This window comes from Williamsia limnetica (assembly GCF_003217475.1).
Taxonomy (GTDB): Bacteria; Actinomycetota; Actinomycetes; order Mycobacteriales; family Mycobacteriaceae; genus Williamsia; species Williamsia limnetica.
Genome location: NZ_QJSP01000011.1, coordinates 177180 through 200969 on the forward strand (window position 1 = coordinate 177180; position 23790 = coordinate 200969).

The 23790-nt window shown below is 63.7% G+C and carries 23 protein-coding genes; 8 read left to right on the plus strand and 15 right to left on the minus strand.

Going from position 1 to position 23790, the window contains the following annotated elements:
- Positions 1-4 precede the first annotated feature (4 nt).
- The 7 genes from DFR67_RS19205 to DFR67_RS19235 form a co-directional block, all read right to left on the minus strand.
- On the minus strand, positions 5-931 hold the full coding sequence (locus DFR67_RS19205) for an alpha/beta fold hydrolase (protein WP_110471099.1): 927 nt from the start codon (positions 929-931) through the stop codon (positions 5-7).
- Positions 931-1980 carry an alpha/beta fold hydrolase gene (locus DFR67_RS19210; RefSeq protein ID WP_110471100.1) on the minus strand — a complete coding sequence of 350 codons (1050 nt, stop codon included), beginning with the start codon at positions 1978-1980 and terminating at the stop codon, positions 931-933. The genes DFR67_RS19205 and DFR67_RS19210 overlap by 1 nt, the downstream gene beginning before the upstream one ends.
- 25 nt (positions 1981-2005) lie before the next feature.
- Positions 2006-2767, minus strand: coding sequence for a MerR family transcriptional regulator (locus DFR67_RS19215; RefSeq protein ID WP_110471101.1), 762 nt, complete (start codon positions 2765-2767; stop codon positions 2006-2008).
- A 95-nt stretch (positions 2768-2862) separates the two neighbouring features.
- Positions 2863-3174, minus strand: a complete 312-nt coding sequence (locus tag DFR67_RS19220; protein ID WP_110471102.1) for a DUF2516 family protein — start codon at positions 3172-3174, stop codon at positions 2863-2865.
- Between the two features lie 97 nt (positions 3175-3271).
- Positions 3272-4006 (minus strand): heparin-binding hemagglutinin, encoded by a 735-nt coding sequence (locus tag DFR67_RS19225; protein ID WP_110471103.1) that lies wholly within the window; start codon positions 4004-4006, stop codon positions 3272-3274.
- On the minus strand, positions 3993-4496 hold the full coding sequence (locus DFR67_RS19230; RefSeq protein ID WP_110471104.1) for a helix-turn-helix domain-containing protein: 504 nt from the start codon (positions 4494-4496) through the stop codon (positions 3993-3995). Before DFR67_RS19230 ends, DFR67_RS19225 begins: the two co-directional genes overlap by 14 nt.
- Positions 4497-4603: 107 nt before the next feature.
- Positions 4604-5992, minus strand: a complete 1389-nt coding sequence (locus DFR67_RS19235; RefSeq protein ID WP_110471105.1) for a DUF445 domain-containing protein — start codon at positions 5990-5992, stop codon at positions 4604-4606.
- Between the two features lie 92 nt (positions 5993-6084).
- Here DFR67_RS19235 and DFR67_RS19240 point away from each other — a divergent pair, with 92 nt between their 5' ends.
- From DFR67_RS19240 to DFR67_RS19255, 4 genes are all read left to right on the plus strand, one after another.
- Positions 6085-6936 carry a TetR/AcrR family transcriptional regulator gene (locus DFR67_RS19240; protein ID WP_245938044.1) on the plus strand — a complete coding sequence of 284 codons (852 nt, stop codon included), beginning with the start codon at positions 6085-6087 and terminating at the stop codon, positions 6934-6936.
- A gap of 105 nt (positions 6937-7041) precedes the next feature.
- A complete protein-coding gene (locus DFR67_RS19245; protein WP_110471106.1) occupies positions 7042-7881 on the plus strand; it encodes an SDR family NAD(P)-dependent oxidoreductase in 840 nt (279 codons plus the stop codon).
- A 488-nt stretch (positions 7882-8369) separates the two neighbouring features.
- Positions 8370-9062: a hypothetical protein gene (locus tag DFR67_RS19250; protein ID WP_110471107.1), complete on the plus strand. Its 693-nt coding sequence runs from the start codon at positions 8370-8372 to the stop codon at positions 9060-9062.
- A 188-nt stretch (positions 9063-9250) separates the two neighbouring features.
- Complete coding sequence (locus DFR67_RS19255) at positions 9251-9574, plus strand: putative quinol monooxygenase (RefSeq protein WP_110471108.1); 324 nt, start codon at positions 9251-9253, stop codon at positions 9572-9574.
- Between the two features lie 81 nt (positions 9575-9655).
- On the opposite strand, the gene metE is transcribed toward DFR67_RS19255, so the two are convergent.
- The 4 genes from metE to DFR67_RS19275 form a co-directional block, all read right to left on the minus strand.
- On the minus strand, positions 9656-11959 hold the full coding sequence (gene metE, locus DFR67_RS19260; RefSeq protein ID WP_110471109.1) for a 5-methyltetrahydropteroyltriglutamate--homocysteine S-methyltransferase: 2304 nt from the start codon (positions 11957-11959) through the stop codon (positions 9656-9658).
- 13 nt (positions 11960-11972) lie between these two features.
- Entirely contained in the window at positions 11973-12866 is an 894-nt protein-coding gene (locus DFR67_RS19265) for a 3-hydroxybutyryl-CoA dehydrogenase (protein WP_110471110.1), read from the minus strand.
- A gap of 207 nt (positions 12867-13073) precedes the next feature.
- Positions 13074-14369, minus strand: coding sequence for an isocitrate lyase (gene aceA, locus DFR67_RS19270; RefSeq protein WP_110471111.1), 1296 nt, complete (start codon positions 14367-14369; stop codon positions 13074-13076).
- 422 nt (positions 14370-14791) lie between these two features.
- Positions 14792-15508 (minus strand): hypothetical protein, encoded by a 717-nt coding sequence (locus DFR67_RS19275; RefSeq protein ID WP_110471112.1) that lies wholly within the window; start codon positions 15506-15508, stop codon positions 14792-14794.
- A 113-nt stretch (positions 15509-15621) separates the two neighbouring features.
- Between DFR67_RS19275 and ramB the strand changes: the two genes are divergently transcribed.
- Positions 15622-17031 carry an acetate metabolism transcriptional regulator RamB gene (gene ramB / locus DFR67_RS19280; protein WP_110471113.1) on the plus strand — a complete coding sequence of 470 codons (1410 nt, stop codon included), beginning with the start codon at positions 15622-15624 and terminating at the stop codon, positions 17029-17031.
- Between the two features lie 28 nt (positions 17032-17059).
- Here the strand turns inward: ramB and DFR67_RS19285 are convergent, their stop codons facing one another.
- Positions 17060-17863 carry an amino acid ABC transporter ATP-binding protein gene (locus DFR67_RS19285; RefSeq protein WP_110471114.1) on the minus strand — a complete coding sequence of 268 codons (804 nt, stop codon included), beginning with the start codon at positions 17861-17863 and terminating at the stop codon, positions 17060-17062.
- Positions 17860-19308: an ABC transporter substrate-binding protein/permease gene (locus tag DFR67_RS19290; RefSeq protein ID WP_110471189.1), complete on the minus strand. Its 1449-nt coding sequence runs from the start codon at positions 19306-19308 to the stop codon at positions 17860-17862. The genes DFR67_RS19285 and DFR67_RS19290 overlap by 4 nt, the downstream gene beginning before the upstream one ends.
- Before the next feature lie 153 nt (positions 19309-19461).
- Here DFR67_RS19290 and DFR67_RS19295 point away from each other — a divergent pair, with 153 nt between their 5' ends.
- Both DFR67_RS19295 and DFR67_RS19300 read left to right on the plus strand, forming a co-directional pair.
- Positions 19462-19992, plus strand: a complete 531-nt coding sequence (locus DFR67_RS19295) for a carboxymuconolactone decarboxylase family protein (RefSeq protein WP_110471115.1) — start codon at positions 19462-19464, stop codon at positions 19990-19992.
- A gap of 128 nt (positions 19993-20120) precedes the next feature.
- Positions 20121-20735, plus strand: a complete 615-nt coding sequence (locus DFR67_RS19300) for a class I SAM-dependent methyltransferase (protein WP_170135248.1) — start codon at positions 20121-20123, stop codon at positions 20733-20735.
- A 33-nt stretch (positions 20736-20768) separates the two neighbouring features.
- On the opposite strand, the gene DFR67_RS19305 is transcribed toward DFR67_RS19300, so the two are convergent.
- Both DFR67_RS19305 and DFR67_RS19310 read right to left on the minus strand, forming a co-directional pair.
- On the minus strand, positions 20769-21467 hold the full coding sequence (locus DFR67_RS19305; protein ID WP_110471190.1) for a sterol desaturase family protein: 699 nt from the start codon (positions 21465-21467) through the stop codon (positions 20769-20771).
- A complete protein-coding gene (locus DFR67_RS19310) occupies positions 21457-22266 on the minus strand; it encodes a FadR/GntR family transcriptional regulator (protein WP_110471117.1) in 810 nt (269 codons plus the stop codon). The genes DFR67_RS19305 and DFR67_RS19310 overlap by 11 nt, the downstream gene beginning before the upstream one ends.
- 88 nt (positions 22267-22354) lie before the next feature.
- On the opposite strand from DFR67_RS19310, the gene DFR67_RS19315 reads away from it, so the two are divergent.
- A complete protein-coding gene (locus DFR67_RS19315; RefSeq protein WP_110471118.1) occupies positions 22355-23785 on the plus strand; it encodes an amidase in 1431 nt (476 codons plus the stop codon).
- Positions 23786-23790: the final 5 nt, after the last annotated feature.

The window sequence follows — 23790 nt, forward strand, 5'->3', positions numbered from 1 at the left end:
CCGGTCAGGGCGACAACCGAGCTGAACCCAGCGCACGCACGATGTTATTGAAGCGATGAGGTTGTTCCCAGTTCAGAAGATGAGTTGCGCCACGCCACTTTTCATAGCGCTCTAGCCAACCGGCGGCACGCAATCCCTCGACGAGGGGGTCGGCGAGCCGGGGTGGCGTGAGTCGGTCGCGGTCACCGACGACGACGGCAACAGGTACGGGCATGTTGTCCAGGCCGGATCCCACATCCAGATCCTCCAACGCGCGGCCCACTTTTTCCCTTGTGCGCCAACTGGTCTCCCGAAGAATTGAATCCAGCATCCGCAGCTGTCGGCGACTGATCCCCGGGAAAAGGGTACGGGCGACGGAGAGTCCGCTGCGCATCATCAGATCACCGCCGGGACGGTGGATCGCGTTGAAGCCCAACCAGGCCGTCTCGTATTCGATTCGGCGCAGAATCGTCGCGGGTTCGGCCAACCGGATCGGAGCCTTCGTCACCGGCGCGGTGCATGCGGTACCGGCGAGCATGATCGCGTTCGCATATCGCTCGGCACTGCCCGAATACTGTGCGGCCCAGCTCATGACCGTCATGCCGCCCATGCTGTGGCCGACGATCACAGCCTTGTCGCCCTCTTCGAGCGTCGCGGCGAGTACGGCTTCGAGGTCGTGGCCGAGGTCGTCGCTGGTCGTCGGACCGGCGCCCAAGGTCGAGCGTCCGTGCCCGCGCTGGTCATAGACGATGACCCGGTGGGTGTCGGCCAGACCGTTGATCTGTGGATACCAGTACTTCGCGTTGACGGCGAAGCCGTGGACCAGCACCACCACATCGCCGTCGTGGCGGCCGTACGCGCCGACCGCGATGGTTGCCCCGTCGGGTCGGTCGACGAACAGTCGGCGCCCAAGCGTGTCCGGTGTCCGTAGCAACGGCCGACCGCCGGCCATCAACCGGCGGTTCGGTCCAGCAAGTCGGTCAGCAGATTGTTGTACGCCTCGGCGTTCTCGATGCTGCTCATATGGCCGATACCGGGCCACACCACGAGGTCGTCGAGGTGTCCGCGTCCGCGCAGAACCGAAGCCATCGCCTCGGCATGGAGTTTGGGGGTGAGCTTGTCGTCGGCGCCGACCACCACCAGCGTCGGGACAACCAGTGCGTCGAGACCTGCGGTGACGTCGAGGTCGACCATCGCATTGCCCCATTTGCCGCGGGACCGTCCGGGGCAGGCCGACACCATCTCGTCACAGAAATCGACGTGCGAGCGTCGCGATGTGGTGTTGAGGGCGATGTACTGGGTGACTTTGCGCGACATCTTCGTTCGCGGCAGATGCACCGTCGCCCCGGCGACGAGCCGGCCGGTGAAATACTCCATCGGCGAGAGCACCGTCGGTAGGTCGAGCGGGATGAGACCGAGGTTCGGCAATAGGTGGTCGGAGCAGGTGGACGTCAGCACCACAGCTCGGGCGACCTCGGGTACCGCCTCCGGGAACTGCTTGGCCCAGGACAGGATCGTCATCCCACCCATGCTGTGCCCGGCGACGAGTGCTCGACGACCTTTCGGTACCACCTCGGTCAGCACGCATTGCAGATCTTGGCCGAGGAGGTCGACACTCAGCTTGGTCTTGCCCCGTGGGGAGTCTCCGTGGCCGCGCTGATCGTAGGCGATCACGCGGTACCGGTCGCCGAACGAGTTGATCTGCGGGTACCAGTAGTGCGTACTGCACGTCCAGCCGTGCACCAGCACCATGAGTTCGCCGTCTGGCGGTCCGTAGGCCACCACATTGAGCGCGGTGCCGTCCGCGGCGCGGACATCGAGGTGTTCGGGCGCCTGCCGCGGCGTCTGCAGCAGCGGATCAGGCTGATCCGCAACGGGATCCGGCGCCAGCAACGCTGCCCGCAGAATCGAGCCCAGGAATGTTCCCGTGATCGCCGCGCCCGCGGCGACCACACCCGCACCTACAGCGGCCCCACCGACCGCGACGTTTCTCTTGTTCATGACCCCGCTCTTCCCCACCTGTACGTCAGGATTGATCCATTGCCTTACCGGCTTTTTCGTCTTCCGCAGCCATCATCAGCTCGGCCCCGCGATCGAGCGCGCGTGAGATCTCGGTGTCCATCGCCTTGCTGAAGGCCACCTCGACGATGTCATGAGCCATCGGTCGCACGGTCTGCACCAGTTCCGCCAGCCGGATCACCTCGCTCTCCTCCATCTCGAAGGGCGCACCTTCGACGAGATACTTGTCGGTGACGATCGAGACGAAGCTGGCGGCGATGTCCTGGAGATCGTCCTGGACGCGTTCCCAGCGGTTGAGCAGGACGTCGAGATCGATACCTGCCTTCACCAGCACCTCGGCACCGGCGAGCACCTCCGGGTTGGTGACGGCGTACCCCGCCCCCTCCTTCACCAGCAGGCCCAGCCGCTGTCCGAGGGCGATGTTGTTGTCCGTGGCGCCGAGTCCCTTGCGCAGTTCGGAGATGGTGATCGTGGCCATCCGCTTGAGATTCTTCCACCGGCTACCGCGTTTCGGCTCGGCCTCCAGCACGTGCTCGACCTTGAGTCCGTATCGCGCCGCCATCAGCAGTTCGCTGATCGTCGCGAAGGTGTAGCCCCGCTCGAGCATCTGCGAGATCATCTTGAGACGGCTCAGATGTTCTGCGGAGTACCAGCCGGTACGGCCCTTGATCTTGGGCGGCGGGAGCAGACCGCGGTCTTGATAGACCCTGATGTTGCGGACGCTGACGCCGGAAACATCCGCGAGTTCGTTGATCCGGTATTCAGCCATGCGCTCATTCTAGGTCTGCACGCCGAGCGTTCGATCGGCGGAAGGGTATCGACCCTGCGTAAATGCGCTACTGACCGCCCGGCGAACGGTCGATCTCAGCGCTTACGAAACCAGGTCTTGTTCTGGATCGAGTCCACTCGCGGCCGCACATCCACGATGTAGACGATCGTGGCGACGACGCCGACGATGCCCAGGAGCCCGATCGCGCCGAACAGCCAGATGAACAGGGTCGCGGCCGCGAGAATGGACACCCAGATCACCTTCGACTGGCGATCGACCGCGGGGAAGGCGTCCGGACGCTGCAGCGCGGCGTGTACCAACGACACCGCCGCCGCGACCCCGGCGATGACCGTGAGCAACAGGAGAACAAGACTTTGGGCGTACCCCAAGAATGAGAGAACATTCACGGGTGCAGCTTAGGTGTCCGGTTCGCCTGAGTCCACGGCGCCATGGGGAACACGGCGGCGGCGGTGACCAGAACGGCTGACCGTATCGGTGGTCCGACTAGCTGGTGGCCTTCTTGGCCGGAGCCTTCTTGGCGGGGGCCTTCTTGGCCGGAGCCTTGGCGGCGGGAGCGGCCGGGGTGGCCTTCGCCGGAGCCTTCTTGGCCGGAGCGGTGGCTTCCGCGAGCTTCTTGGCAGGCGCGTCCTTGCCGGACCGCGCCTTGCTCTCGACCTTGCCTGCAGCACCGTTGATCGAGTCGGTGGCTTCTTCGGTCGCGTCCTCGATCTTGTCCTGAGCGATGCCTGCGAGCTTGGCAGCGCGCTGGCCGACCGCGCGGGTCTGCGACGAGATGCTGCCGAGGGTGTCCTCGGTCAGATCGACGGCGTCGTTGTACGCCTTCTCGGCGCGGCTGAGCTGCTCGCCGACGGCCGGAGTGGTGCGCAGACGCTCCACGGTCTCTTCGCCACGCTCTGCGAGAGAGTTGTAGATGCCGGTCGCGACCTCGATGTAGGCCTCGGCGACCTTACGCAGTTCCTCGGAGGTGAACTTCGCACGCAGTTCGTCGATGTTCGACGGAACCTCTTCGGGCAGGGCCGAAATGCGCTCGCGGGTCTCTTCGATCCGCGACTGCGCGGTGGTACGGGTCTCTTCGAAGCGGGCCTGAGCCTGCTCGGTGGCGGTCTCGGTGCGCTCACGCAGCTGAGCGATCACTTCGTTGACCTGCTTGAAGGCGAGGTCGCCGGCGCCGACGGCGGCGTAGATGGGATTGGCGAGATTGCGGTCAGACTTGGTCATCGGATTCCTCCAGGAATTCACGTGGGTTCGTATGTGTTGTGTCCGTGTGGCTTTCGACCACAGCCCGGTTCTCTTTGCAGAAGGACTCGTAGATCTCGAGCAACACTTGTTTCTGGCGTTCACTGATGACGGTGTCTGCCATCAGTGCGTCGCGCACCGGACTCGCGGGCCTCTCTTCGAGAATCCCGGCCCGTACGTACAGCACCTCGGCCGACACCCGCAGACCCTTGGCGATCTGGGCCAACACATCGGCCGAAGGCTTGCGCAACCCTCGTTCAATTTGGCTGAGGTACGGATTACTGACGCCCGCACGCTCAGCAAGCTGGCGTAGCGACACCTCGGCGCCCATCCGTTGCGATCTGATGAAGCTACCTATGTCCTGAGCAGCAGTGGCGACGTTGGCACTGATGTCCTGGGCGATGTCCTGTGCCGCGTTCGCGACCACGACCGTCACCGGCTCGTCATCGGGATCAGCTGGCGTTGGAACCATCTCGGTAACTCCTTCAAGCCTCGACAGCCATAGTGCCCACCCGTGCTAGCAATTGCAAGCACTTGAGCTAATTCGTGATCAAGGCCACAAACATCGCGGCGTCCTTTTCAGTGAAAAAGCAGCACAGAGGCGGTGTAGATGGCCAATCCGGCAAGCGAACCGACCACGGTGCCGTTGATACGGATGAACTGCAGATCCCGGCCGACCTGCAATTCGATCTTGTTGCTGGTGTCCTCGGCGTCCCACCCACGCACGGTCTCGGTGATCACCGAGATGATCTCCTGCGAGTAGTTCTCCGACACGTGCCTGGCCACCCGGACCATCCAGATGTTCATCTTGTTCTTGAGCACCTCGTCATCGCGGATGCGCTCGGCAATCTGGATGATCGAGTCCGTCAGCGTCGCCCGCAGCGTCCCGTTCGGGTCGGCCAAGAGCTGCTCGATCAAAGCCTTGCCCGCATTCCACGCCGTCGACGCGGCGCCGGTGACCTCATCACGTTCGAGCAACTCGGACTTGATCGCCTCGAGTCGCGCGATGGTGTCCGGATCGTTCTGCAGATCGTGGGCCAATTGCACCATCACGCCGGTCATCGCCTGGCGGACCTGGTGACCCGGATCGGTCTTGACCTTGAAAGAGAATTCGACGAGTTCGCGGTAAAGCCGGTCTCCTACCAGGCTGTTCACGAACTTGGGAGCCCATGCGGGCCCGTCCTTGTCGATCACACGGTCGATCAGCTCCTGGCTCCCCAGGGCAAAGTCATGCGCCCTGTCGCACAGCAGCTGGATGACGGGCTCGAGACGGTTCTCCGAGATCAGCTGTTCGAGCACCCGCCCCGCCGGCGGCCCCCACTCGGGTTCGGCTGCCCAGCGCATCGCCGCGGTGATCAGCTTTTCGATGTCCTCGTCATCGAGCATCTCTGCCGCGAATGCGATACCGCGCGCGGCCTCGTCGCCGACGCGAGGCGTGTTCTTCGGGTCGGCCAGCCAGCTGGAGACCCGGGTCGGCAACGCCAGCTGCGCGACCTTCTCTTCGATGACGTCCGGCGTCATGAAGTTCTCTTCGATGAACCCGCCCAGCTGATCGCCGATCTGGTCCTTCTTCTTGCGGATCAGCGCTGTATGCGGGATGGGAATCCCCATCGGGTGTTTGAACAGGGCGGTGACGGCAAACCAGTCCGCGAGCGCACCGACCATGCCCGCCTCTGACGCGGCGCGTACGTACCCGACCCAGGCCGCGACGTTCTCGCCGTCGCGATCCTCGAGCCAGCGGCAGAACAGATAGATGACCGCTGCCAGCAGCAACAGCCCGGTGGCAACGAGCTTCATGCGCCGAAGCGCCGCTTTGCGTTCGGTGTCGGCCTCGTTGAGTCCGGCGATGTTCCGCTTCGGCGCGGCGGCCCGTGAATCCGGCGCAGCATGCCGACCACCAGGTGTCTCCCTGGGCGATCGGTCCGCGTCCGGACCGGCCGTCGGCCGCGGAGCTTGTGTCGGTTGCATTCATCCAGTGTTACCCAAACCCGGGCGAGAGAACCCTGAGCACGGTGGTGACCCGCCTCTCGATGCCCTATCGGAGTGCGAGGGAACATAAGGTGGAAAGCAGTTCGATCACCACCGGCGTTACGACCAGAAATGACTCCCCCACGATGTCCCCTCGCCCCAATCCGGCCGCCGCCGCCCGCGCCGCGGTGGCCGCCGCCGCCACTGCTGCGAGCAAGGGGGTGTCACTCCCCCAAGCCATTCGCAACCAGGTCGGCACCGACGACGTCAAGACCGACGGACGTAAGCGGCGGTGGGAAGGCCACAAAGAGGCCCGGCGCACCGAACTCGTGGACGGCACCCTTGCAGCGGTGCGAACCCTCGGCGCCGACGCCGGCATGGATGAGATCGCGTCCGAGATCGGTGTGTCGAAAACCGTCCTCTACCGCTATTTCAGCGACAAGAGCGACCTCACCACCGCCGCGATGATGCGCTTTCTCGAAACAGTGCTGGTGCCACGACTGGGCAGCGCGATCAACGAAGACGTCGGCGAGTTCGAACTGACCCGCATGGTGATCTCGGTGTACGTCCAGACCGTGGCCGACGAACCCCACATCTACTCGTTCGTCATGGCCGGCGGGTCGGGCACCCAGGTGCTCGCGGACTCGCAGAAGCTGGTCGCCCAGATGCTCACCTTCGTGATGATCAACCGGATGGTCGATCAGGGGTCGCAGACGGCCGGCGTGGAGACATGGGCGTACAGCCTCGTCGGCGCGATCCAACTCGCCGTGCACTGGTGGATGGTGGAACAACGCCTGGGCAAGGACGAGCTGATCGACTACCTGACGATGATGGTCTGGTCGTCGATCTCGGGCATCGCGGCCGCCGGCGGATCCCCCGAGTACTTCAACGCGCAAGACCATCCGTTGCCGCAGACCCCGGAGTCGACGCGCCAGACGGACTGAGCGACTGATCGACCGACCGGCCGGCCGGCCGAGACACCCGAATCGTCATCACACCCGGGTGCCCACCGCTAGATTGGCGACCATGGTTGAGACAGGCGCACAAGGGTGAGCGTTTCAGGGTCGGTGGCACTGGTGACCGGGGCGAGCCGCGGTGTCGGCAAGGGCGTGGCCACAGCGCTGGGCGCGGCGGGCTGGACGGTGTACGTCACCGCGCGTGGCGGTACAGGCCCCGATGACCCACTGGGGCAGACGATCTCGGAGATCGACGCTGCCGGCGGCACCGCGGTCGGGGTGAGCCTGGACCACTCCGACGACAACTCTGTCGCGACGTTGTTCGGCCAGATCCGCGCAGAGCAGGGCCGTCTCGACCTGCTGGTCAACAATGTGTGGGCTTCCCCCAAGGGCTTCGGCGGGTTCAGTGACAAGTTCTGGGAACGCCCGGTGTCGGACTGGGACACCCTCATCACGGTCGGCGTGCGGGCGCACTACGTCGCATGCGTCGAAGCAGCGAAGATCATGGTCCCCCAGGGTTCCGGGCTGATGGTCAACATCTCGTCGTTCGGAACCCGAGGGCACCTGCACTCTGTGCTGTACGGCATGAGCAAAGCGGCACTCGACAAGATGGCCTTCGACATGGCGCACGAACTCGAAGGCACCGGCGTGGCCGCGATCTCGTTGTGGCTGGGCCTCATCCAGACCGAACTGCTGTTGTCGCTCGGCATCGAGGAGTTTGCCGGATTCCGGCTGGACGAGGCCGAACACCCGCAATTCGTCGGCCGCGTCATCGATCGCCTGTGGCGTGATCCATCGCTGCTCGAGAGCAACGGTCACAGCCTCGTCACCGCCGAACTCGGCGCCTCGTACGGTCTGACCAACAACGACGGCGGCCTCCCGAAATCTCACCGTGAGCCCTTCGGCGGCGGCCCGCTGTTCCCACCGGCGTAAGACAGCTGAATCTGCTCCACTTCTAGAAATCTGCTCCGGTTCCAGTGTGCTGGAACCGGAGCAGATTGCTGAATGTGGAGCAGATTTGGTCGGGTTCCCCTATTTACCCGCCACAAGATCAGAACCACGTCGATATTTCAATAGTTCGTTTAGTTTACTAGCAGACAACACCCGAAGATGTTTGCCGATGTCGAATCGATCCATGTCGAACCAACAGTTGAGTGTTTCAGCAATCTCTGTTGCGACCTTGCCCGATACAGCTATCCCATTGTCCTACAACGTTTCTGACCGACAGTAAGCGCCGATGATGAAAGTTGAATTCCGAATTAATTCACATAGACAATAAAAGTACAGTTACGTTTGAGGTAATTCGTTCATACGTATATTGCCCGGGCATTGCCGACAATTTGCATTCAACCGACTGACGTTTGCTACGTTGATTTCTTCAGCACCAACAGCAAGCCTATTTACTGGAGGTCGATCTTCGTATGAACCGCACCATTCTCCGTACCACCACCGCCGTTGCCGCAGTCAGCGCGGCAGCCCTGTTCTTTCCCGCAGTCGCGTCGGCGGCGCCGGTGTCTCAGGCCGAGTGCGCGGAAATCTCGACCGGCAACCAGGCCAACGGCTGGGGCGTTCCATTCGAGGACGAAGCCGGACAAGCGGGAACCCATTCGCAGGCCGTGGTCGAGGACGAGGACGGCTCGCTGGAGCTGAAGGTCGCCGAGGGCAAAACTCGTGCCGTGTCGTACCACTCGGCAGGCCAGTTGCCACTCGATGACCTCACCGGAACTCCGGCCTTCGATCAGACCGGAACGCAGGCCAACTGGCAGATCCGCGTCAGCGGTGCGGCGACCGGCAACAGTGCGGAGAATGGCTTCGCCACTCTCGTCAACTCAGGCGGTGACCAGTGGTGGGCGACCCGCGCTCTGCCCGATCTTCCTCGAGGCCAGACAACCACTCTTGCGGACTTGACAGAAAAAGCTGGAGCCGCCACGGTTGTCGACTACTACGGTATCTCCGTTGAAGGCGCACCCGATACCATCGCGAACATCGACAATGTCTCCTTCAATGGCTGCACCACGAACTTCAAGTTCGTCGGCTCGTCAGAAGAGGGCGGCTCAAATGGCTCACTCGGCGGCTTCGGACTGGCCAGCCTGATCCCGGGTCTGCCCAGCTGACGCTGGTCGACCCTCTCCCTCGGATGCCCCTGCCGATCACGGTGGGGGCATTCGTCTGTCTAAATGTCGATTTCCGTCTCATCTTGCGACTCCACTCCATCCTGACCTCAATGCCTGGAGAGTAGTGCTGCTGCGCAACTACGATTTCAGGTGAGCGTTCTGGTGGATGACGAGAATGGAGTAGCGCAGTGATTTTCATCGTGGTCAAGTTCCAGGTGAAGCCCGAGTGGACCGATCGTTGGTTGGATCTCGTCGGCCCGTTCACGCAGGCAACCCGCGCTGAGCCGGGCAACAAGTGGTTCGACTGGTCGCGCAGCGTCGATGATCCGAACGAGTTCGTCCTGGTCGAGGCCTTCGAAGACGATGCCGCAGGGCCGCACGTCAACAGCGACCATTTCAAGAAGGCGACGCAAGAGGAGATGCCACAGGCTCTGGTGTCGACGCCGAAGATCATCAGTCACACGATCGACGCCGACGACTGGTCGGCGATGGGCGAGATCACCATCAACTGACGGGTGACCCACGAGTTCGCGCCGCTTGCGTGCGTACGCGCCTGTTGCACCTGGCGCGTACGCGCGGAGGTGGCGCGAATTTCAGCTGGGCGGGTGGACTTCGATCCTGCGACGCTGCCGGCGCGCGGCAGCGACCATGTTGCGCAGCGCCGGCTCGAGTTGCCAATAGTGCCTGGTCTTGAGGCCACCGTCGGGGTTGACCCACAACCGATCCGATCCGACCGCAGCGGCGGCGCGCTGGATGCGTTCATCGATCTCGTCGATGTCGGGAATCGCGGCGCTACGACTCTCGTACACCCCCGGCCCGACCCCACGTTTGATCGCTGTTCCTGAACTCGTTATCTGATCGAGCACCCAGTCGATGGAGCGAGTCGCCACGATCGACGTCACATCGGAGTCGAGGGCGTCGAACGCCTCCACCACCTTCGGGATGCTCGAATACCCGAGATGGGCGTGGATCTGGGTCTCCGTTCTCGCGACGCCGACAGCCAGCTTGAACGCGTCCACCGCCCAGTCGAGATACCCGGCGCGGCCCCGCTCGCGTAGCGGCAGCAGCTCCCGGATGGACGGCTCGTCGACCTGAATGATCTTGATGCCTGCCCTTTCCAGATCTGCGACCTCGTCGCGGACCGCCAAGGCCAGTTGTTCTGCGGTCTCGTACAGTGGCTGATCTTGTCGGACAAATGATCTCGCCAGCATCGTCACCGGGCCGGTCAGGATGCCCTTGACAGGCTTGTCGGTCAACGACTGCGCGTAGCTGATCCACTCCACGGTCATCGGGCTCTTGCGTTTGATGTCTCCGTACAGGATCGGCGGTCGCACACAGCGGGAGCCGTACGACTGGACCCAGCCGAAACGCGTTGCGACATAACCGTCCATCAGCTCGGCGAAGTACTGGATCATGTCATTCCGCTCGACCTCACCATGAACAAGGACGTCGAGGCCGATGTCCTCCTGAAGGTCGATCACGCGCTTGATCTCGTCGAGCAGCAGTTGCCGGTACTCGTCCCAGGTCAACCGGTCTTGACCGTACTCATACCGGGCCTGCCGAATTTCTGCCGTCTGCGGAAATGACCCCAGGGTGCACGTCGGCACCGCAGGTAATCCGAGCACCTGCTGTTGCGCCTTGCGCCGAACCTCGTACGGCGCTCGCTCACGCTGATCGGGCCGGATTGCCGAAACACGCTGGCGTACCTCGTGCTTCAACGTGAAGTGCACCGAAGTCGGACGGGCTGACCAACGCTCGGGAGCCCCGTGGGTGACGGCCTTCGCCAGCGCCACGACCTCACCGACTTTTTGCTTGGCGAACGCGAGGCGGTCAGCGACATCACCCGGAATGTCATATTCGATGAGTAGATCGACCGGCACGTGCAGCAGGCTGCACGACGTCGACACCACCACATCGGGAATCACGGATTTGATGGCGAGTAGATGGTCGAGCGTCTGGGACTTGTCGGCCTTCCATACGTTGCGTCCGTTGATGACACCGGCATACAGACGCTTTCGTTTGAGCCCCGGGACCTTCGCGAGATCTGCCGCACTGATCGGCTCGGACACCAGGTCCAGCCCGATCGCCTCGATCTGGGTTCCGGCCAGTATCGGCAGCGCCGCTCCGAGATCGCCGTACTGTCCGGTCACAAGCAGACGCGGCCGCTGACTGACGGCGGACAGCGCGTCATAGACGGTCCCGAGCAACCTGAGTTCCTCGTCGGTACGGTCGCCGGTGAATGCCGGTTCATCCAGTTGGATGCACTTGGCACCCTGGGCGGCGAGTTCTTTGAAGAGTTGCAGGTACGCAGGGATCAACTCGTCGATCTTGTCGATCGGCGAGAAGTCCTCGGCCGCAACGGGACCGGTTGCAGACAGCAGGAGAAGCGAGATGGGGCCGAGCACCACGGGACGCAACTCGATGCCCTGTGCCTTGGCCCTGGTGTGTTCGGCCAACAAGGATTCGGCGTGCAGGGAGAACGTGGTGTCCGAGTCGATCTCGGGCTGCCGGTAGTGATAGTTGGTTCCGAAGAACTTCACCAGCTCCAGCGGAGGGACGTCGGGATTGCCGCGGACCATCGCGAAGTAGAAGTCCAACGGGTGCAGTTCGGGTTCGAGCGCCGCGAAACGGCGTGGCACAGCCCCGAACATCAGCGCGTTGTCGAGGACGTGATCGTAGAACGAGAAGGTGTTGCCCGGCACCTGTTCGAGCCCGGTGGCTGCGAGTTCCTGCCAGGTGTCGTCTTGCAGGTGCCGCCCGACGGCGATCAGCTCGTGGACGGAACCGCCCAGATGCCAATATTTCTCGAGCGCTCGCTTGAGTTCGCGCCGAGCACCGATGCGCGGATACCCCAGAATCGAGGATCCGTATTCGATCGTCTCCCCCGGGCTGGTCATGTTCTCGTCCGGCTTATCTACCGGCGCTGGTCTTCGCAGGGCTGTCGGCGTACACGTAGAAACCGTGGCCGGCTTTCTTACCCAATCGACCGGCCTCGACCATGCGCAGCAGCAACGGCGGCGGCGAGTAGAGCGGTTCTTTGAACTCTTCGTACATCTTGTCGGCGATCGCCTTGACGGTGTCGAGTCCGACCAGATCGCTGAGCTTGAGCGGGCCCATCGGGTGTGCGCAGCCGAGCACCATCGCCTTGTCGATGTCTTCGACGGTGGCGAAGCCGCTCTCCACCATGCGGATCGCGGAAAGTAGATAGGGCACGAGCAAAGCGTTGACGACAAAGCCGGAGCGGTCCGAGGATCGGACGACCTGCTTGCCGAGGATGTCGCGAGCGAAGTCTTCGGCGCGCGTGGTGACGTCGTCGGAGGTCATCAACGTGGTGACCAATTCGACCAGCGGCAGAACCGGCACGGGGTTGAAGAAGTGCATGCCGACCACGCGATGAGCATTGGCAGTTGCCATGCCCAGCTTCATGATCGGGATGGAAGAGGTGTTGGAAGCGAGTACGGCGCTGGGATCGGTGACCACTTTGTCGAGCTCTTTGAAGATCTCGGTCTTGACGGCCTCGTCTTCGACGACCGCCTCACACACCATCTGCCGGTCAGCGAAATCGCCCAGATCGGAGGTGAAGCGCAGCCGCAACGATGCCTGTTCCCGCTCCCGTTCGGTGAGCTTTCCGCTGCTCACACCGCGATCGAGGGAGCGCAGAATGCGGGACCGCCCAGCGGCTGCCAACTCACGGGTCGACTCGTACACCAACACGTCGGCGTGCGCCCGGGCGCAGACTTCGGCAATGCCTGCACCCATCTGACCGGCACCGATTATGCCGACCCGTGAAATTTTCTCGCTCACAACAAGCTCCTAAAAACAACGAGCACAACATCTTTGAACAAAGAAGCCAAGAACCGAAATCTTTGAACCAAAAGCAACCAACACAAAAAGGTGATGAAGAGGGTAACCCTTGTGGGGTACGCCCAGAACTCACCTGAAACAAGCAGGCGGCCCGCAACGGTAGTCGCGGACCGCCTGACTTGTTCGCTTAAGTCCCGGAGAGGCGGCTCAGTGGAATTGGCCCTCTTCGGTGGAACCGGCCAGCGAGGTGGTGCTGCTGGTCGGGTCAACCGTGGTGGCGATGTTGTCGAAGTAGCCTGCGCCGACCTCACGCTGGTGCTTGACGGCGGTGAAGCCGCGCTCGTCGGCTGCCTTGAACTCGCGGTTCTGTAGGTCGACGAATGCCGTCATCTGCTCGCGGGCGTAGCCCCAGGCAAGATCGAACATTCCGTAGTTGAGCGAGTGGAATCCGGCCAGGGTGATGAACTGGAAGGTGAATCCCATTGCGCCGAGCTCGTTCTGGAACTTGGCGATGGTGGAGTCGTCGAGGTGCTTGCTCCAGTTGAACGACGGGCTGCAGTTGTACGAGAGCAGCTGGTCGGGGAACTCGCTCTTGACGGCCTCGGCGAACTTACGAGCCAGTTCGAGGTCGGGGGTGCCGGTCTCCATCCAGATCATGTCGGCGTACGGCGCGTAGGACTTGGCGCGAGCGATGCAGGGCTCGATGCCGTTCTTCACGTGGTAGTAGCCCTCGGCGGTGCGCTCGCCGGTGACGAACTGCTTGTCACGGTCGTCGACGTCGGAGGTGATGAGCGTGGCGGCCTCGGCATCGGTACGGGCGATGACGACGGTCGGCACGTTGGCGACGTCGGCTGCGAGGCGAGCGGAGCTCAGGGTGCGGATGTGCTGCTGGGTGGGGATGAGCACCTTGCCACCGAGGTGGCCGCACTTCTTCTCCGAGGCGAGCTGATCTTCCCAGTGGGTGCCTGCGGCACCCGCTGCGATCATGGCCTTCTGCAGCTCGTAGACGTTGAGGGCGCCACCGAAGCCGGCTTCGCCGTCGGCCACGATCGGGACAACCCAGTTGTCGACGGTGTTGTCGTTCTCGACTCGGGCGATCTCGTCGGCACGCAGGAGTGCGTTGTTGATGCGACGGACGACCGACGGCACCGAGTTCGCGGGGTACAGCGACTGGTCCGGGTAGGTGTGGCCCGAGAGGTTCGCATCGCCGGCGACCTGCCAGCCGGAGAGGTACACAGCCTTCAGTCCGGCGCGAACCTGCTGCACGGCCTGGTTACCGGTGAGTGCACCGAGTGCGTTGATGTAGCTGCCGTCTCCGGCGTTGACGCCCTCCCAGAGGATTTCTGCGCCGCGGCGGGCGAGGGTCTGCTCCTCGACGACGCTGCCCTGCAGGTTCTCGACCGACTCCGCGCTGTAATCGCGGGTGATGCCCTTCCAGCGGGGGTTGGTGTCCCAATCCTGCTGGATCTCTGCTGCGGTACGTGGTTTTCCGACGGTGCTCATATTTCGCGCTCCATATTCGTTGAGCCTGTGCTGTGTGGCCGCCCCACTCCCAAGGCTCCGGAGTCGGGCCGAACCATATCGGGGCGAATTAGCAATTTCTTCACTCCGGCTAGGCGGTGCCTGTACTGAGAGTGCCACACACAAACCTGCAGGTCCACACGTTGTGAATGTGAATTCGGGCTATTTTTCGCAGCCCTGTTGCTAAGTTTGCGAACATTCGCGTGTGAACAACTCGGATTTTCTTACTGGCGAGTACGCAAAAAGTACGCGCGTACTGCATGTTTGCGCGGCGGTCCAATTCAGCCGTTCGCGCCCTGTTGGCGGCACCGAGCGGTCACACAGATCCACCGAACCGATCTCAAAAGTGGCCACCATCACATCACTGGCACGCGGCAGGCGCCGGCGGACCGACCCCTGTGTCGCTATTCGGCCGCTCCGGCGACCTTTGCCACGGCGCGGGCGAACAGCTCCGCGAACGCCGCATCCGTGAGGCCGTCCTGGGTCGAGACGGCCACGAGCTGAACGGTGACCCCGTCGACGACGGCATACCCGGCAAGCGTCTGCGCCGCCGCAGTCTTGCCACCGGGGTAGGTCGTCGTGGCGACAGACTTGACCAGCACAGACAGGGAGGTCGGCAGAGGTGGAGGACTGAGCCGCTGATTCTCGGTGACCACAGTCGTTCCGGCCGTGCTCCCGGTGGTGACGGTGATCGTCACACGAGCGCACTCCCCTGTGTTCACGCGTATGTCGGCATCGATGTCCCGCGACACGGTGGTGACCAGCTCGATGATGCTGTTGCCCGACGACGTCTGCCAGGCGGAGAGCGCCGCGTTCGACGGATCGAGTTGCTCGTTCAGGGTTACGTCCGCGGTCGGGCGGCACCGGGACGGATCGAACTGTGCGGTGGAGGCCGCCGCCAGTGCGGCCGCGTTCTGTTCTCGCATGTCGGCGATGCCGAGTTCGGCGCGCTGATAGCCCGACGGGAACTCGCGGGCAGGCAACAGCGCACCCGCGGGGGTGAACGGCCCGGGCTGCGACGACGACGAAGGCGCAGGGTCTGCGTCGGCCCCACACGCGCTGCTCACCAGGCATACGGTCGCCAAGACGATCACCGGGACACCCACCCGCTTGCGCAGCATCCCCACAGCCTAGACACGGCAGCACCACGAGCGGATCAGCCCACACTCGGTGGTGATCGCCCCCGAACCGGGCAACTGCCAGGTGGACCACTCGATCCGCCTACCCTGGTGGAATGTCCAAGACCTACGTCGGCGGTCGCCTCCGCCAGCTGCGCTCGGAGCGCGGTATGTCGCAGGTGGCGCTGGCCCAGTCCCTGGCGATCTCTCCGTCGTATCTCAACCAGATCGAGCACGACGCCCGGCCGCTGTCCGTGCCGGTGCTACTCAGGATCAGCGAGGTGTTCGGTGTCGACACCTCGTTCTTCGACTCCCAGGACGATGCTCGCCTGATCGCCGAGATGCGCGAGGTGGTGATGGACGAGGACGTCGACGTCACCGCTGATCCCCAGGAGATCAGCGACCTCGTCGCCAGTCACCCCGAACTGGCGAAGGCAATGGTCAACCTGCACCGCCGGTACCGGATCGCCACGGATCAACTCGCGGCGGCGACGGACGAGCGCGGCGACGGCAGCATGCGCGGGTCCATCTCGGCGCCGCACGAAGAGGTCCGTGACTACTTCTATCAACGACACAACTATCTCCATGAACTCGATACCGCAGCCGAAGAGCTCACCACTCGGATGCGGATTCATTCCGGTGATGTCCGCAGCGAGATCGCCGATCGACTCCAGACCGTCCACGGAGTTCAGATCGTGCGACGAGTCGATCTGGGCGACACGGTGCTGCACCGCTTCGATCCGGAGACCCGGCGTCTGGAGATTTCCGGCCACCTCTCTCAGGGGCAGCGGGTGTTCAAACTCGCCGCCGAACTGGGTTACCTCGAATGCGGGGACCTGATGAAGCAGATGGCTGACGAGGGCAACTTCACCACCGAGGAGGCGCGCGCGCTGGCCTTGCTCGGCATGGCCAACTACTACGCTGCCGCCGCAGTACTCCCCTACGCCCAGTTCCACGGCGCTGCAGAGGATTATCGCTACGACATCGAGCGTCTGTCCGCGTTCTACGCAGTGTCCTACGAGACCGTGTGTCACCGGCTGTCAACGCTCCAGCGGCCCAATTTGCGCGGTGTACCGTTCACATTCGTCCGGGTCGACCGGGCGGGCAACATGTCGAAACGCCAGTCCGCCACCGGTTTCCATTTCTCCAGCAGCGGCGGTACCTGCCCTCTCTGGAATGTGTACGAGACCTTCGGATCCCCCGGCAAGATCCAGACCCAGATCGCACAGATGCCCGACGGCCGGAACTATCTGTGGGTGGCGCGGACCGTCGAGCGCCGCGCCGCGCGATATGGCCAGCCCGGTAAGACCTTCGCGATCGGACTCGGATGCGAGCAACGCCACGCAGCACGGCTGGTCTACTCCGACGGACTCGAGATCGGACCGCAGGCGAACGTCACGCTCATCGGTGCCGGCTGCCGGGTCTGCGAACGGGTCAATTGCCCTCAGCGCGCTTTCCCTGCCCTCGGCGCCAAACTCGACATCGACGAGCACCGCAGTACGGTGTCGCCGTACCTGGTGCGGTGACGCCCGGGGTCCCGGCCGCACACGATGCTCACACCGGATCGAGGAGCCGACGCAAGAATTGCTTCGTCCGAGCATGTTTCGGGTTGCCGATGACCTCGGCGGGCGTGCCCTTCTCCAAGACGGTCCCACCGTCGGCGAACAGGACCTGATTTGCCACCTTCTGCGCGAAGCGGATCTCATGGGTCACCACGACCATCGTCCAGCCCTGCGTCGCAAGATCTCTCATGACCTCGAGAACCTCACCGACCAGTTCGGGATCGAGCGCAGAGGTCGGTTCGTCGAACAACATCAGCAGCGGTTTCAGGGCGAGCGCCCGCGCGATACCCACCCGCTGCTGCTGCCCGCCGGACAGTTGGTGTGGGTACTGGTCCCGCTTCTCGGCCAGCCCCACCTGGCGAAGGAGTTCCTCGGCCTCGACCACGAGTTCGTCGCGACCGCGCTTCTGCACGATGAGCGGGCCCTCGAGAATGTTCTCGATCACGGTTTTGTGTGGAAAGAGGTTGTGTCCTTGGAAGACCATCCCACTCTGCGCCTGATAGCGCTTGAGCAGGGTCCGCGGGACCGGACGTGCGGAGAAGTCGACGGCGCCGTCACCGATCGTGATCTCGCCGGCGTCCGGCACATCGAGCGCATTGAGGCACCGGAGGATCGTTGTCTTACCCGATCCGGACGGGCCGATGATGGTGGTCACCGAACCCGACGGCACGGTGAAGTCGATGCCGCGAAGGACATGGTTGTCGCCGAACGACTTCTGCAGCCCAGAGACCGTGACCAGGTCGGGGGCCGACGGGGTGGGTGCGGATTTGCTCAGGGATGCGTGAGTATCGGTCATTTCGCAACATACCTATCCAGTCGGACTTCGAGACGGCCCTGGAACGAGGACAGAATCAGGCACACAACCCAGTAGTACACCGCAGCCGTGCCGTAGAGGGCGAAGAATTCGAACGTCGGTGCCGCTGCGATCTGTGCGGTCCGCAGCAGTTCGGTGACCAAGATCGTCGACGCCAGCGAGGTGTCCTTCACCAGCGAGATCAAGGTGTTCGACAGCGGCGGGACCGCAGTGCGCAGGGCCTGCGGCAAGATGATGCGACGCAGGGCCGTTGCGTAGTTCATCCCGATCGTCTCTGCGGCTTCCCATTGGCCCTTGGGGACACTGTTGATCGCCGACCGGATGATCTCGGCAGCGTAGCCGCCGACGTTGAGACTGAAGGCGATTGCCGCCGCAGGGAAAGGGTTGATCAGGATGTTCAGCTCGGGCAGCGCGTAGAAGATGATGAACAACTGCACCAGCAACGGGGTGCCGCGGATGACCGAGATGTAGAAGCGGGCAACCGACGACAGGGCTCGGTTCTTCGACATCCGGGCCAGCGCAACGCCCAGTGCGATGATCAAGCCGAAGAAGAAGCTGACTGCGGTGAGCGGCAGCGTCACGGTCAACGTCGCTTTGAGCATCGGCCACAGGTTGTCGGCAATCAGGTCCCACGTGCTCGGGGCCGTCTTGGGCTCGGAGGTGCCGGCCGCGTTCGCCTTCAGATACTGCTGCGAGATCCTCTCGAGCGTCCCGTCGGCCTTCAGGACGTCCAGGGCCCCGTTGATCTCGTCCATCAGGCCGCTGTCCTTGCGGGCGGCGAAGGCCTGCTCGCTGCGTTCGCCGATGTTCGCGGCGATCTTGATGCTCGTGTCGCCGGTTGTCGCCTGATAGGCCAGCACCGAGAGGCTGTCGTTGACGGTTGCCTGAACCCGACCCTGGTTGAGCAATTTGATCGCCTGGGTGAAACCTTCGACCGCCTCGACGTTCGCACCCGCCGCGGCCGCCACCTGCGCCCAGTTGCTGGTCGAGGACTGGGCCGTCGTCTTGCCCGCGAGGTCGGCCAGCGAGGTGATCGAGTTGTCGTCGGCCCTGGTCACGATGACGCCCTCGCCGATCGCGTACGGCTGCGACAGGTCGTATTTGGCCTTGCGCTCGTCGGTGATCGTGACCTGATTGGCGACGACGTCGAACCGATCGGCCTCCAGTGCGGCGAAGATCGAGTCGAAGGGGGTCTCCACGAACTCGACGTCGAGGTCGAGTTCGTCCGCGACAGCCCGTGCCACGTCGATGTCGTAGCCGACCAGCTCGTTGGTCGCCGAGTCGTGATAGCTGAACGGCGCGTACGTACCCTCGGTGCCGACCCGGAGCACGCCGGACTTCTCGACCTTGTCGAACCCGGTGGGGCCCTCGCCCCCACCGCATGCGGCCAGTGTCAGCAAGGCCAGGATGCCGGCCACCACCACCATCAGTATTCGCCGCACCGGCTGCTCCGCTCCAGGGTCGTTCGGATCGTCCAAGTAAGGAAAATTCAGTGTGGCCGAACACTAACACCGGTACTTTGCCTGCAAAAGGTGTGCGATCAGTCGTCGCGCAGCGCCGCGTCCGCTAGGTTGGCAGACGTGAGTTCACCACGAATTGCCCCTGGTACGTTCCGCGAACTGGGGCCCTTCAATTGGTTGTTCAGCAAGGGGGCGGCACGTGTCATCGGGGCATCCGACGCGCACATCTTTTCCACCCTCGGCCGGACGAAGGGCCTGTTCCGCGGCTGGTTGCACTACTCGAGTCGAATGATGCCTTTTGGCAAGCTGTCTCGTCATTCCACCGAGTTGGTCATCATCCGGACCGCCCATCTGCGCAAGTGCGAGTACGAGCTCGATCACCACAAGCGCCTCGGCAGACGGGCCGGCATCGACGAGGCCGAGTTCTCGCGAATCCTACAGGGGCCCGGTGCCGGGTGGACCGGGCTCGACGAGGTTCTCCTGCGCGCTGTGGATGAGTTGGTGGGCACCAAGGACCTCAGCGACCTGGCATGGAAAGAACTGGCCGAGCACCTCGACGAACGCGAGTTGATCGAGTTCGTCTTGCTTGTAGGCCAATATGATTCGCTGGCAACCACCATCGGGACCCTTCGGATCGAACGGGATTTTTGAGTACGGCGCTGCGGCGGGCGCGAGGACTGCTCGATGTGTCGCGGCTGAACGGCCCTGTCGACGACAGCCGGGGGTACCTCGACCTTCTCGGACCGCCGGAGGCCGCTGCCAGCAGCACATTGTGGGTGATGCAGAACCCGGTGTTCGCGGCCGTCTACGAACGCGCCTGGCGTCCGGTGTTCACACGGCTGTACAGCCTTGGTGGCACCTCGGCCGCGGAGTTCGACCGGCGCCTGGTGACCCACCTGGGGCGGCCGGGTGATCGGACGATACTCGATGTCGCCTGCGGCCCTGGCAATTACACCCGTCGACTCTCGGAAAAGCTGACCGGGGACGGACTGTGCATCGGGCTCGACTTCTCGGTACCGATGGTCACCAAAGCCGTCGCGGACAACAGTGGGGAACGCGTCGCGTACGTGCGCGGCGACGCCCACCGGCTACCGTTCGCCGACCACTCCATCGACACGGTCTGCTGCCTGGCCGCGCTGTACCTCATCTCCGATCCGCATGAGGTCATCGACGAACTCGCGCGGGTGGTCGCGCCCGGCGGCGAGGTCGCCATCTTCACCTCGCTTCGAACCCGGCTGACTTCTTCGCGCGTGGTGAACAAGATCGCGGCCCGCAGCGGTTACCGGCTGTTCGGCCGCGACGAGGTGACAGATCGGCTACGTGCGAACGGCCTTGTCGAGGTGGAGCAGACGATCACCGGGCAAGCCCAGTACGTCACCGCCCGCAAGCCGTGATCCAGCCCGCTTCGCGCAACGGGCCCTCGCGGGTCAGAGTGCGTGCAAGTTCTTCGCGGTCGGTGACTTCTCGACGCTGTCCGGGTCGGGGTTGGTATGAAGCACCCGGTCGGCGGTGCCGGATGTGGTGACCGTGAACCAGTAGTGCTCGTTCTTGTAGTGGTGGAAGCGGTGGTTGCGCCAGGTCGCCTTGTACAAGGCGGTCTTGGGTTTGTAGTCGGTGTGGATGAGGTAGTGGGTCCACTCGTAGACCAGACCGAGCGCGCCCAGCGTGATCATGAAGGTCAGCCCCAGACCCACGCGACCGAAGGCGAATACGCCGAGCACCACCGCTACGGGCAGTACACCGCACAACACCTGCCATGGGATGAAGATCAGCGGGATGTCGCGGGGGTCTCGGTGGTGTTCTCGATGCTTGCGGGACAGCAGCGAATCCAGCGTGAGCCGGCCGAGCGCTCTGGGTCGCCAGTGCAGGATGAAAACATGAATCAACCACTCCGACAGTGGGAACGACACGACCATCAGCACCGGGACGAGGGCGTCGGTCCACGCCCAGCCGCCAACAACCAGCCTGGCGATCACCGCCGCGGTGAGGAACGCCGCGATCATCCAGGGAGTGGGGTGGCGCACGAACTCTCGAAGAGCGGAGCCCAGCGTCACTGCGCGTCGCTGAGTGCGTAGCGTGCGTTCGTCCGCTCGGACCTGGCCGCGGGCTGTGCGATCAGTGGTCATCGTCATCCTCGGTCTTTGGCAGCGATTCTTCTTCTGACTCTGACAAGAATTCTTCCGCTGTCTCCGACAGGGCCTGCTGCAGAAGTTCTTCCATCTCCCCGAAGGCCGACAGCAATGCCGTGGTCGCGGGTTCGAGCAAGACCGCCGCCGCGCGTGCGGCCGCACTCGGGTCGCGTCTCGCGATGGAGTCGACGATCCGTCGATAGCCATCGGCATTACCGACCTCACCCGACAAGGCGGACGCGAGGGCAGGCAGCGCCGGCTCGTACGCGGTACGCATCGTGTTGTACATCAGCCGGAATGCGATCGAGTCGGCCCCGTCGACGATGGCATCCCAGAAGTCGAGCGCTGCCACTTGCTGCCCGATGGGATCGGAGAGCTCCGCCAGATGTGCAGCCGCCTCGCGAGCTACAGCGATCTGGTCCTCGGTGGCGCGTAGCGCGGCGAGTTCGGCGACCTTGGGTCCGATATGGGCTCGGGCTTCGACCACCGACCGGGCGACCGCGACGTCGAGTTCGCCGCCACGGATGAGCAACTTCGGGAGCAGGTCGAGGCCACCGAAGCGGCGCAGATCGCGAACCGTCGTACCACCGCCCTGACGGATGGTCACGAGCCCGGCGGCGGCGACCCGCTTCATCGCCTCGCGCACCGCCGGACGCGAGACACCGAGGACCCGGGCGAGCTCACGCTCACTGGGAAGGTTCTCACCTGCACGGAGCTCCCCGCTCACGACGCCCTCGACGATCTGATCGAAGACGTCTTCGGGAACGCTACGGTGCTCGATCGGTTGGAACGCCATGACGACCACGCTAGAAGCTCGGTGGCAACAGGTCAAGTGGTCTTACCAATTCGCACCGCTCCTCCGGCTCTGCGTTACCGTGTCAGCCATGACTGAACGCACGCATGTTCACGCCTTCGGCGACGATGCACTGGGAGACCTGGACGCGACCGGGGTCGCCGCCGCGATCGCGTCCCGGGAGATCAGTGCCCGGGAGGCCGCGGAGGCTGCGATCGCCCGGGCCGAACTGGTCGATCCGACGCTGAACGCACTCGCCCTGCGAGACTTCGACCGAGCGCTCGACGCCGCGGATTCGCCGCCGCACGGCATCTTCTCCGGCGTACCGACCTTCATCAAAGACAACACCGACCTCGACGGTTTGCCGACCGGCCACGGATCGCAGGCGGTGCATCCGAAGGCGAAGAGGAAGACCGAACCATTCGCCGACCAGTACCTGTCGACCGGTATGACAATGCTCGGCAAGACGACATTGCCCGAGTTCGGCTTCAACGCCACCACCGAGTTCGAGTCACGTCCGCCGACCCGAAACCCTTGGCACACCGGATACTCCAGCGGAGCCTCATCGGGCGGGTCGGCAGCTTTGGTGGCAGCCGGCGTGGTACCCATCGCGCACGCCAACGACGGTGGCGGATCGATTCGCATCCCCGCCGCCGCATGCGGTCTGGTCGGACTGAAGCTCACGCGCCATCGCGAGGTGCAGTCGCTGCAGGGCAAGCAGATGCCCGTCGACATCGTCTCCAACGGAGCCGTCACCCGGACCGTCCGAGACACCGCCGCGTTCGTGGCTGCACTCGAGAAGTACCGGCCGGCGAAGAAGCTGCCCGCGATCGGCACCGTTTCCGGCGCATCGGACCGTCGCCTGCGGATCGGACTCATCACCGATTCGATCGTCGGCGAACCCACCGACCCCGAGACCGCAGCGGCGGTTCTGCAGACGGCCGAACTGCTCTCCTCCCTTGGTCACGAGGTCTCGGAGTTCGCGGTACCGACCGACCACACCTTCGCGCGCGACTTCCTGCACTATTGGGCGCTGATGGCGTTCTCCACCCAGTATTTCGGGAAGATGGTCACCGGAGACGCGTTCGACCGGTCGAAGACCGATGCCCTGACCAAGGGGTTGGCCCGCAACTTCCTTCGTCGCCCCTGGCTCACACCGGTGTCCATCCGCGGCCTCAAACGCAGCGAGGTCAAATACCGTGAAGCGTTCGAGAACCTCGATGTCGTACTGTCGCCCGTGTTGGGCCACACCACCCCGGAGCTCGGGTTCCTCTCCCCTGCAGCCGGATTCGACGTGATGTTCCCACGCCTGGTCAACTACGTGAGCTTCACTCCACTGAACAACGCCGCCGGCGGTCCCGCCATCTCCCTACCGCTGGGTCGCACCACGACCGGGTTGCCGATCGGGGTGCACTTCTCGGCCGCACACGGTGACGAGCGGACCCTACTGGAGTTGGCCTTCGAGCTCGAAGCCGCGCAGCCGTTCGCCCGGATCCAGGACCAGACACAAACCGCCGGCTGACCCAT

What these genes read in the sequence shown, in the direction of transcription:
- DFR67_RS19205 (WP_110471099.1), bottom strand. Translation starts at nt 931, where the DNA reads ATGGCCGGCGGTCGGCCGTTGCTACGGACACCGGACACGCTTGGGCGC.
- DFR67_RS19210 (WP_110471100.1), bottom strand. Translation starts at nt 1,980, where the DNA reads ATGAACAAGAGAAACGTCGCGGTCGGTGGGGCCGCTGTAGGTGCGGGT.
- DFR67_RS19215 (WP_110471101.1), bottom strand. Translation starts at nt 2,767, where the DNA reads ATGGCTGAATACCGGATCAACGAACTCGCGGATGTTTCCGGCGTCAGC.
- DFR67_RS19225 (WP_110471103.1), bottom strand. Translation starts at nt 4,006, where the DNA reads ATGACCAAGTCTGACCGCAATCTCGCCAATCCCATCTACGCCGCCGTC.
- DFR67_RS19230 (WP_110471104.1), bottom strand. Translation starts at nt 4,496, where the DNA reads ATGGTTCCAACGCCAGCTGATCCCGATGACGAGCCGGTGACGGTCGTG.
- DFR67_RS19235 (WP_110471105.1), bottom strand. Translation starts at nt 5,992, where the DNA reads ATGCAACCGACACAAGCTCCGCGGCCGACGGCCGGTCCGGACGCGGAC.
- DFR67_RS19250 (WP_110471107.1), top strand. Translation starts at nt 8,370, where the DNA reads ATGAACCGCACCATTCTCCGTACCACCACCGCCGTTGCCGCAGTCAGC.
- metE (WP_110471109.1), bottom strand. Translation starts at nt 11,959, where the DNA reads ATGACCAGCCCGGGGGAGACGATCGAATACGGATCCTCGATTCTGGGG.
- aceA (WP_110471111.1), bottom strand. Translation starts at nt 14,369, where the DNA reads ATGAGCACCGTCGGAAAACCACGTACCGCAGCAGAGATCCAGCAGGAT.
- DFR67_RS19275 (WP_110471112.1), bottom strand. Translation starts at nt 15,508, where the DNA reads ATGCTGCGCAAGCGGGTGGGTGTCCCGGTGATCGTCTTGGCGACCGTA.
- ramB (WP_110471113.1), top strand. Translation starts at nt 15,622, where the DNA reads ATGTCCAAGACCTACGTCGGCGGTCGCCTCCGCCAGCTGCGCTCGGAG.
- DFR67_RS19285 (WP_110471114.1), bottom strand. Translation starts at nt 17,863, where the DNA reads ATGACCGATACTCACGCATCCCTGAGCAAATCCGCACCCACCCCGTCG.
- DFR67_RS19290 (WP_110471189.1), bottom strand. Translation starts at nt 19,308, where the DNA reads ATGGTGGTGGTGGCCGGCATCCTGGCCTTGCTGACACTGGCCGCATGC.
- DFR67_RS19300 (WP_170135248.1), top strand. Translation starts at nt 20,121, where the DNA reads ATGCAGAACCCGGTGTTCGCGGCCGTCTACGAACGCGCCTGGCGTCCG.
- DFR67_RS19305 (WP_110471190.1), bottom strand. Translation starts at nt 21,467, where the DNA reads ATGACCACTGATCGCACAGCCCGCGGCCAGGTCCGAGCGGACGAACGC.
- DFR67_RS19310 (WP_110471117.1), bottom strand. Translation starts at nt 22,266, where the DNA reads ATGGCGTTCCAACCGATCGAGCACCGTAGCGTTCCCGAAGACGTCTTC.
- DFR67_RS19315 (WP_110471118.1), top strand. Translation starts at nt 22,355, where the DNA reads ATGACTGAACGCACGCATGTTCACGCCTTCGGCGACGATGCACTGGGA.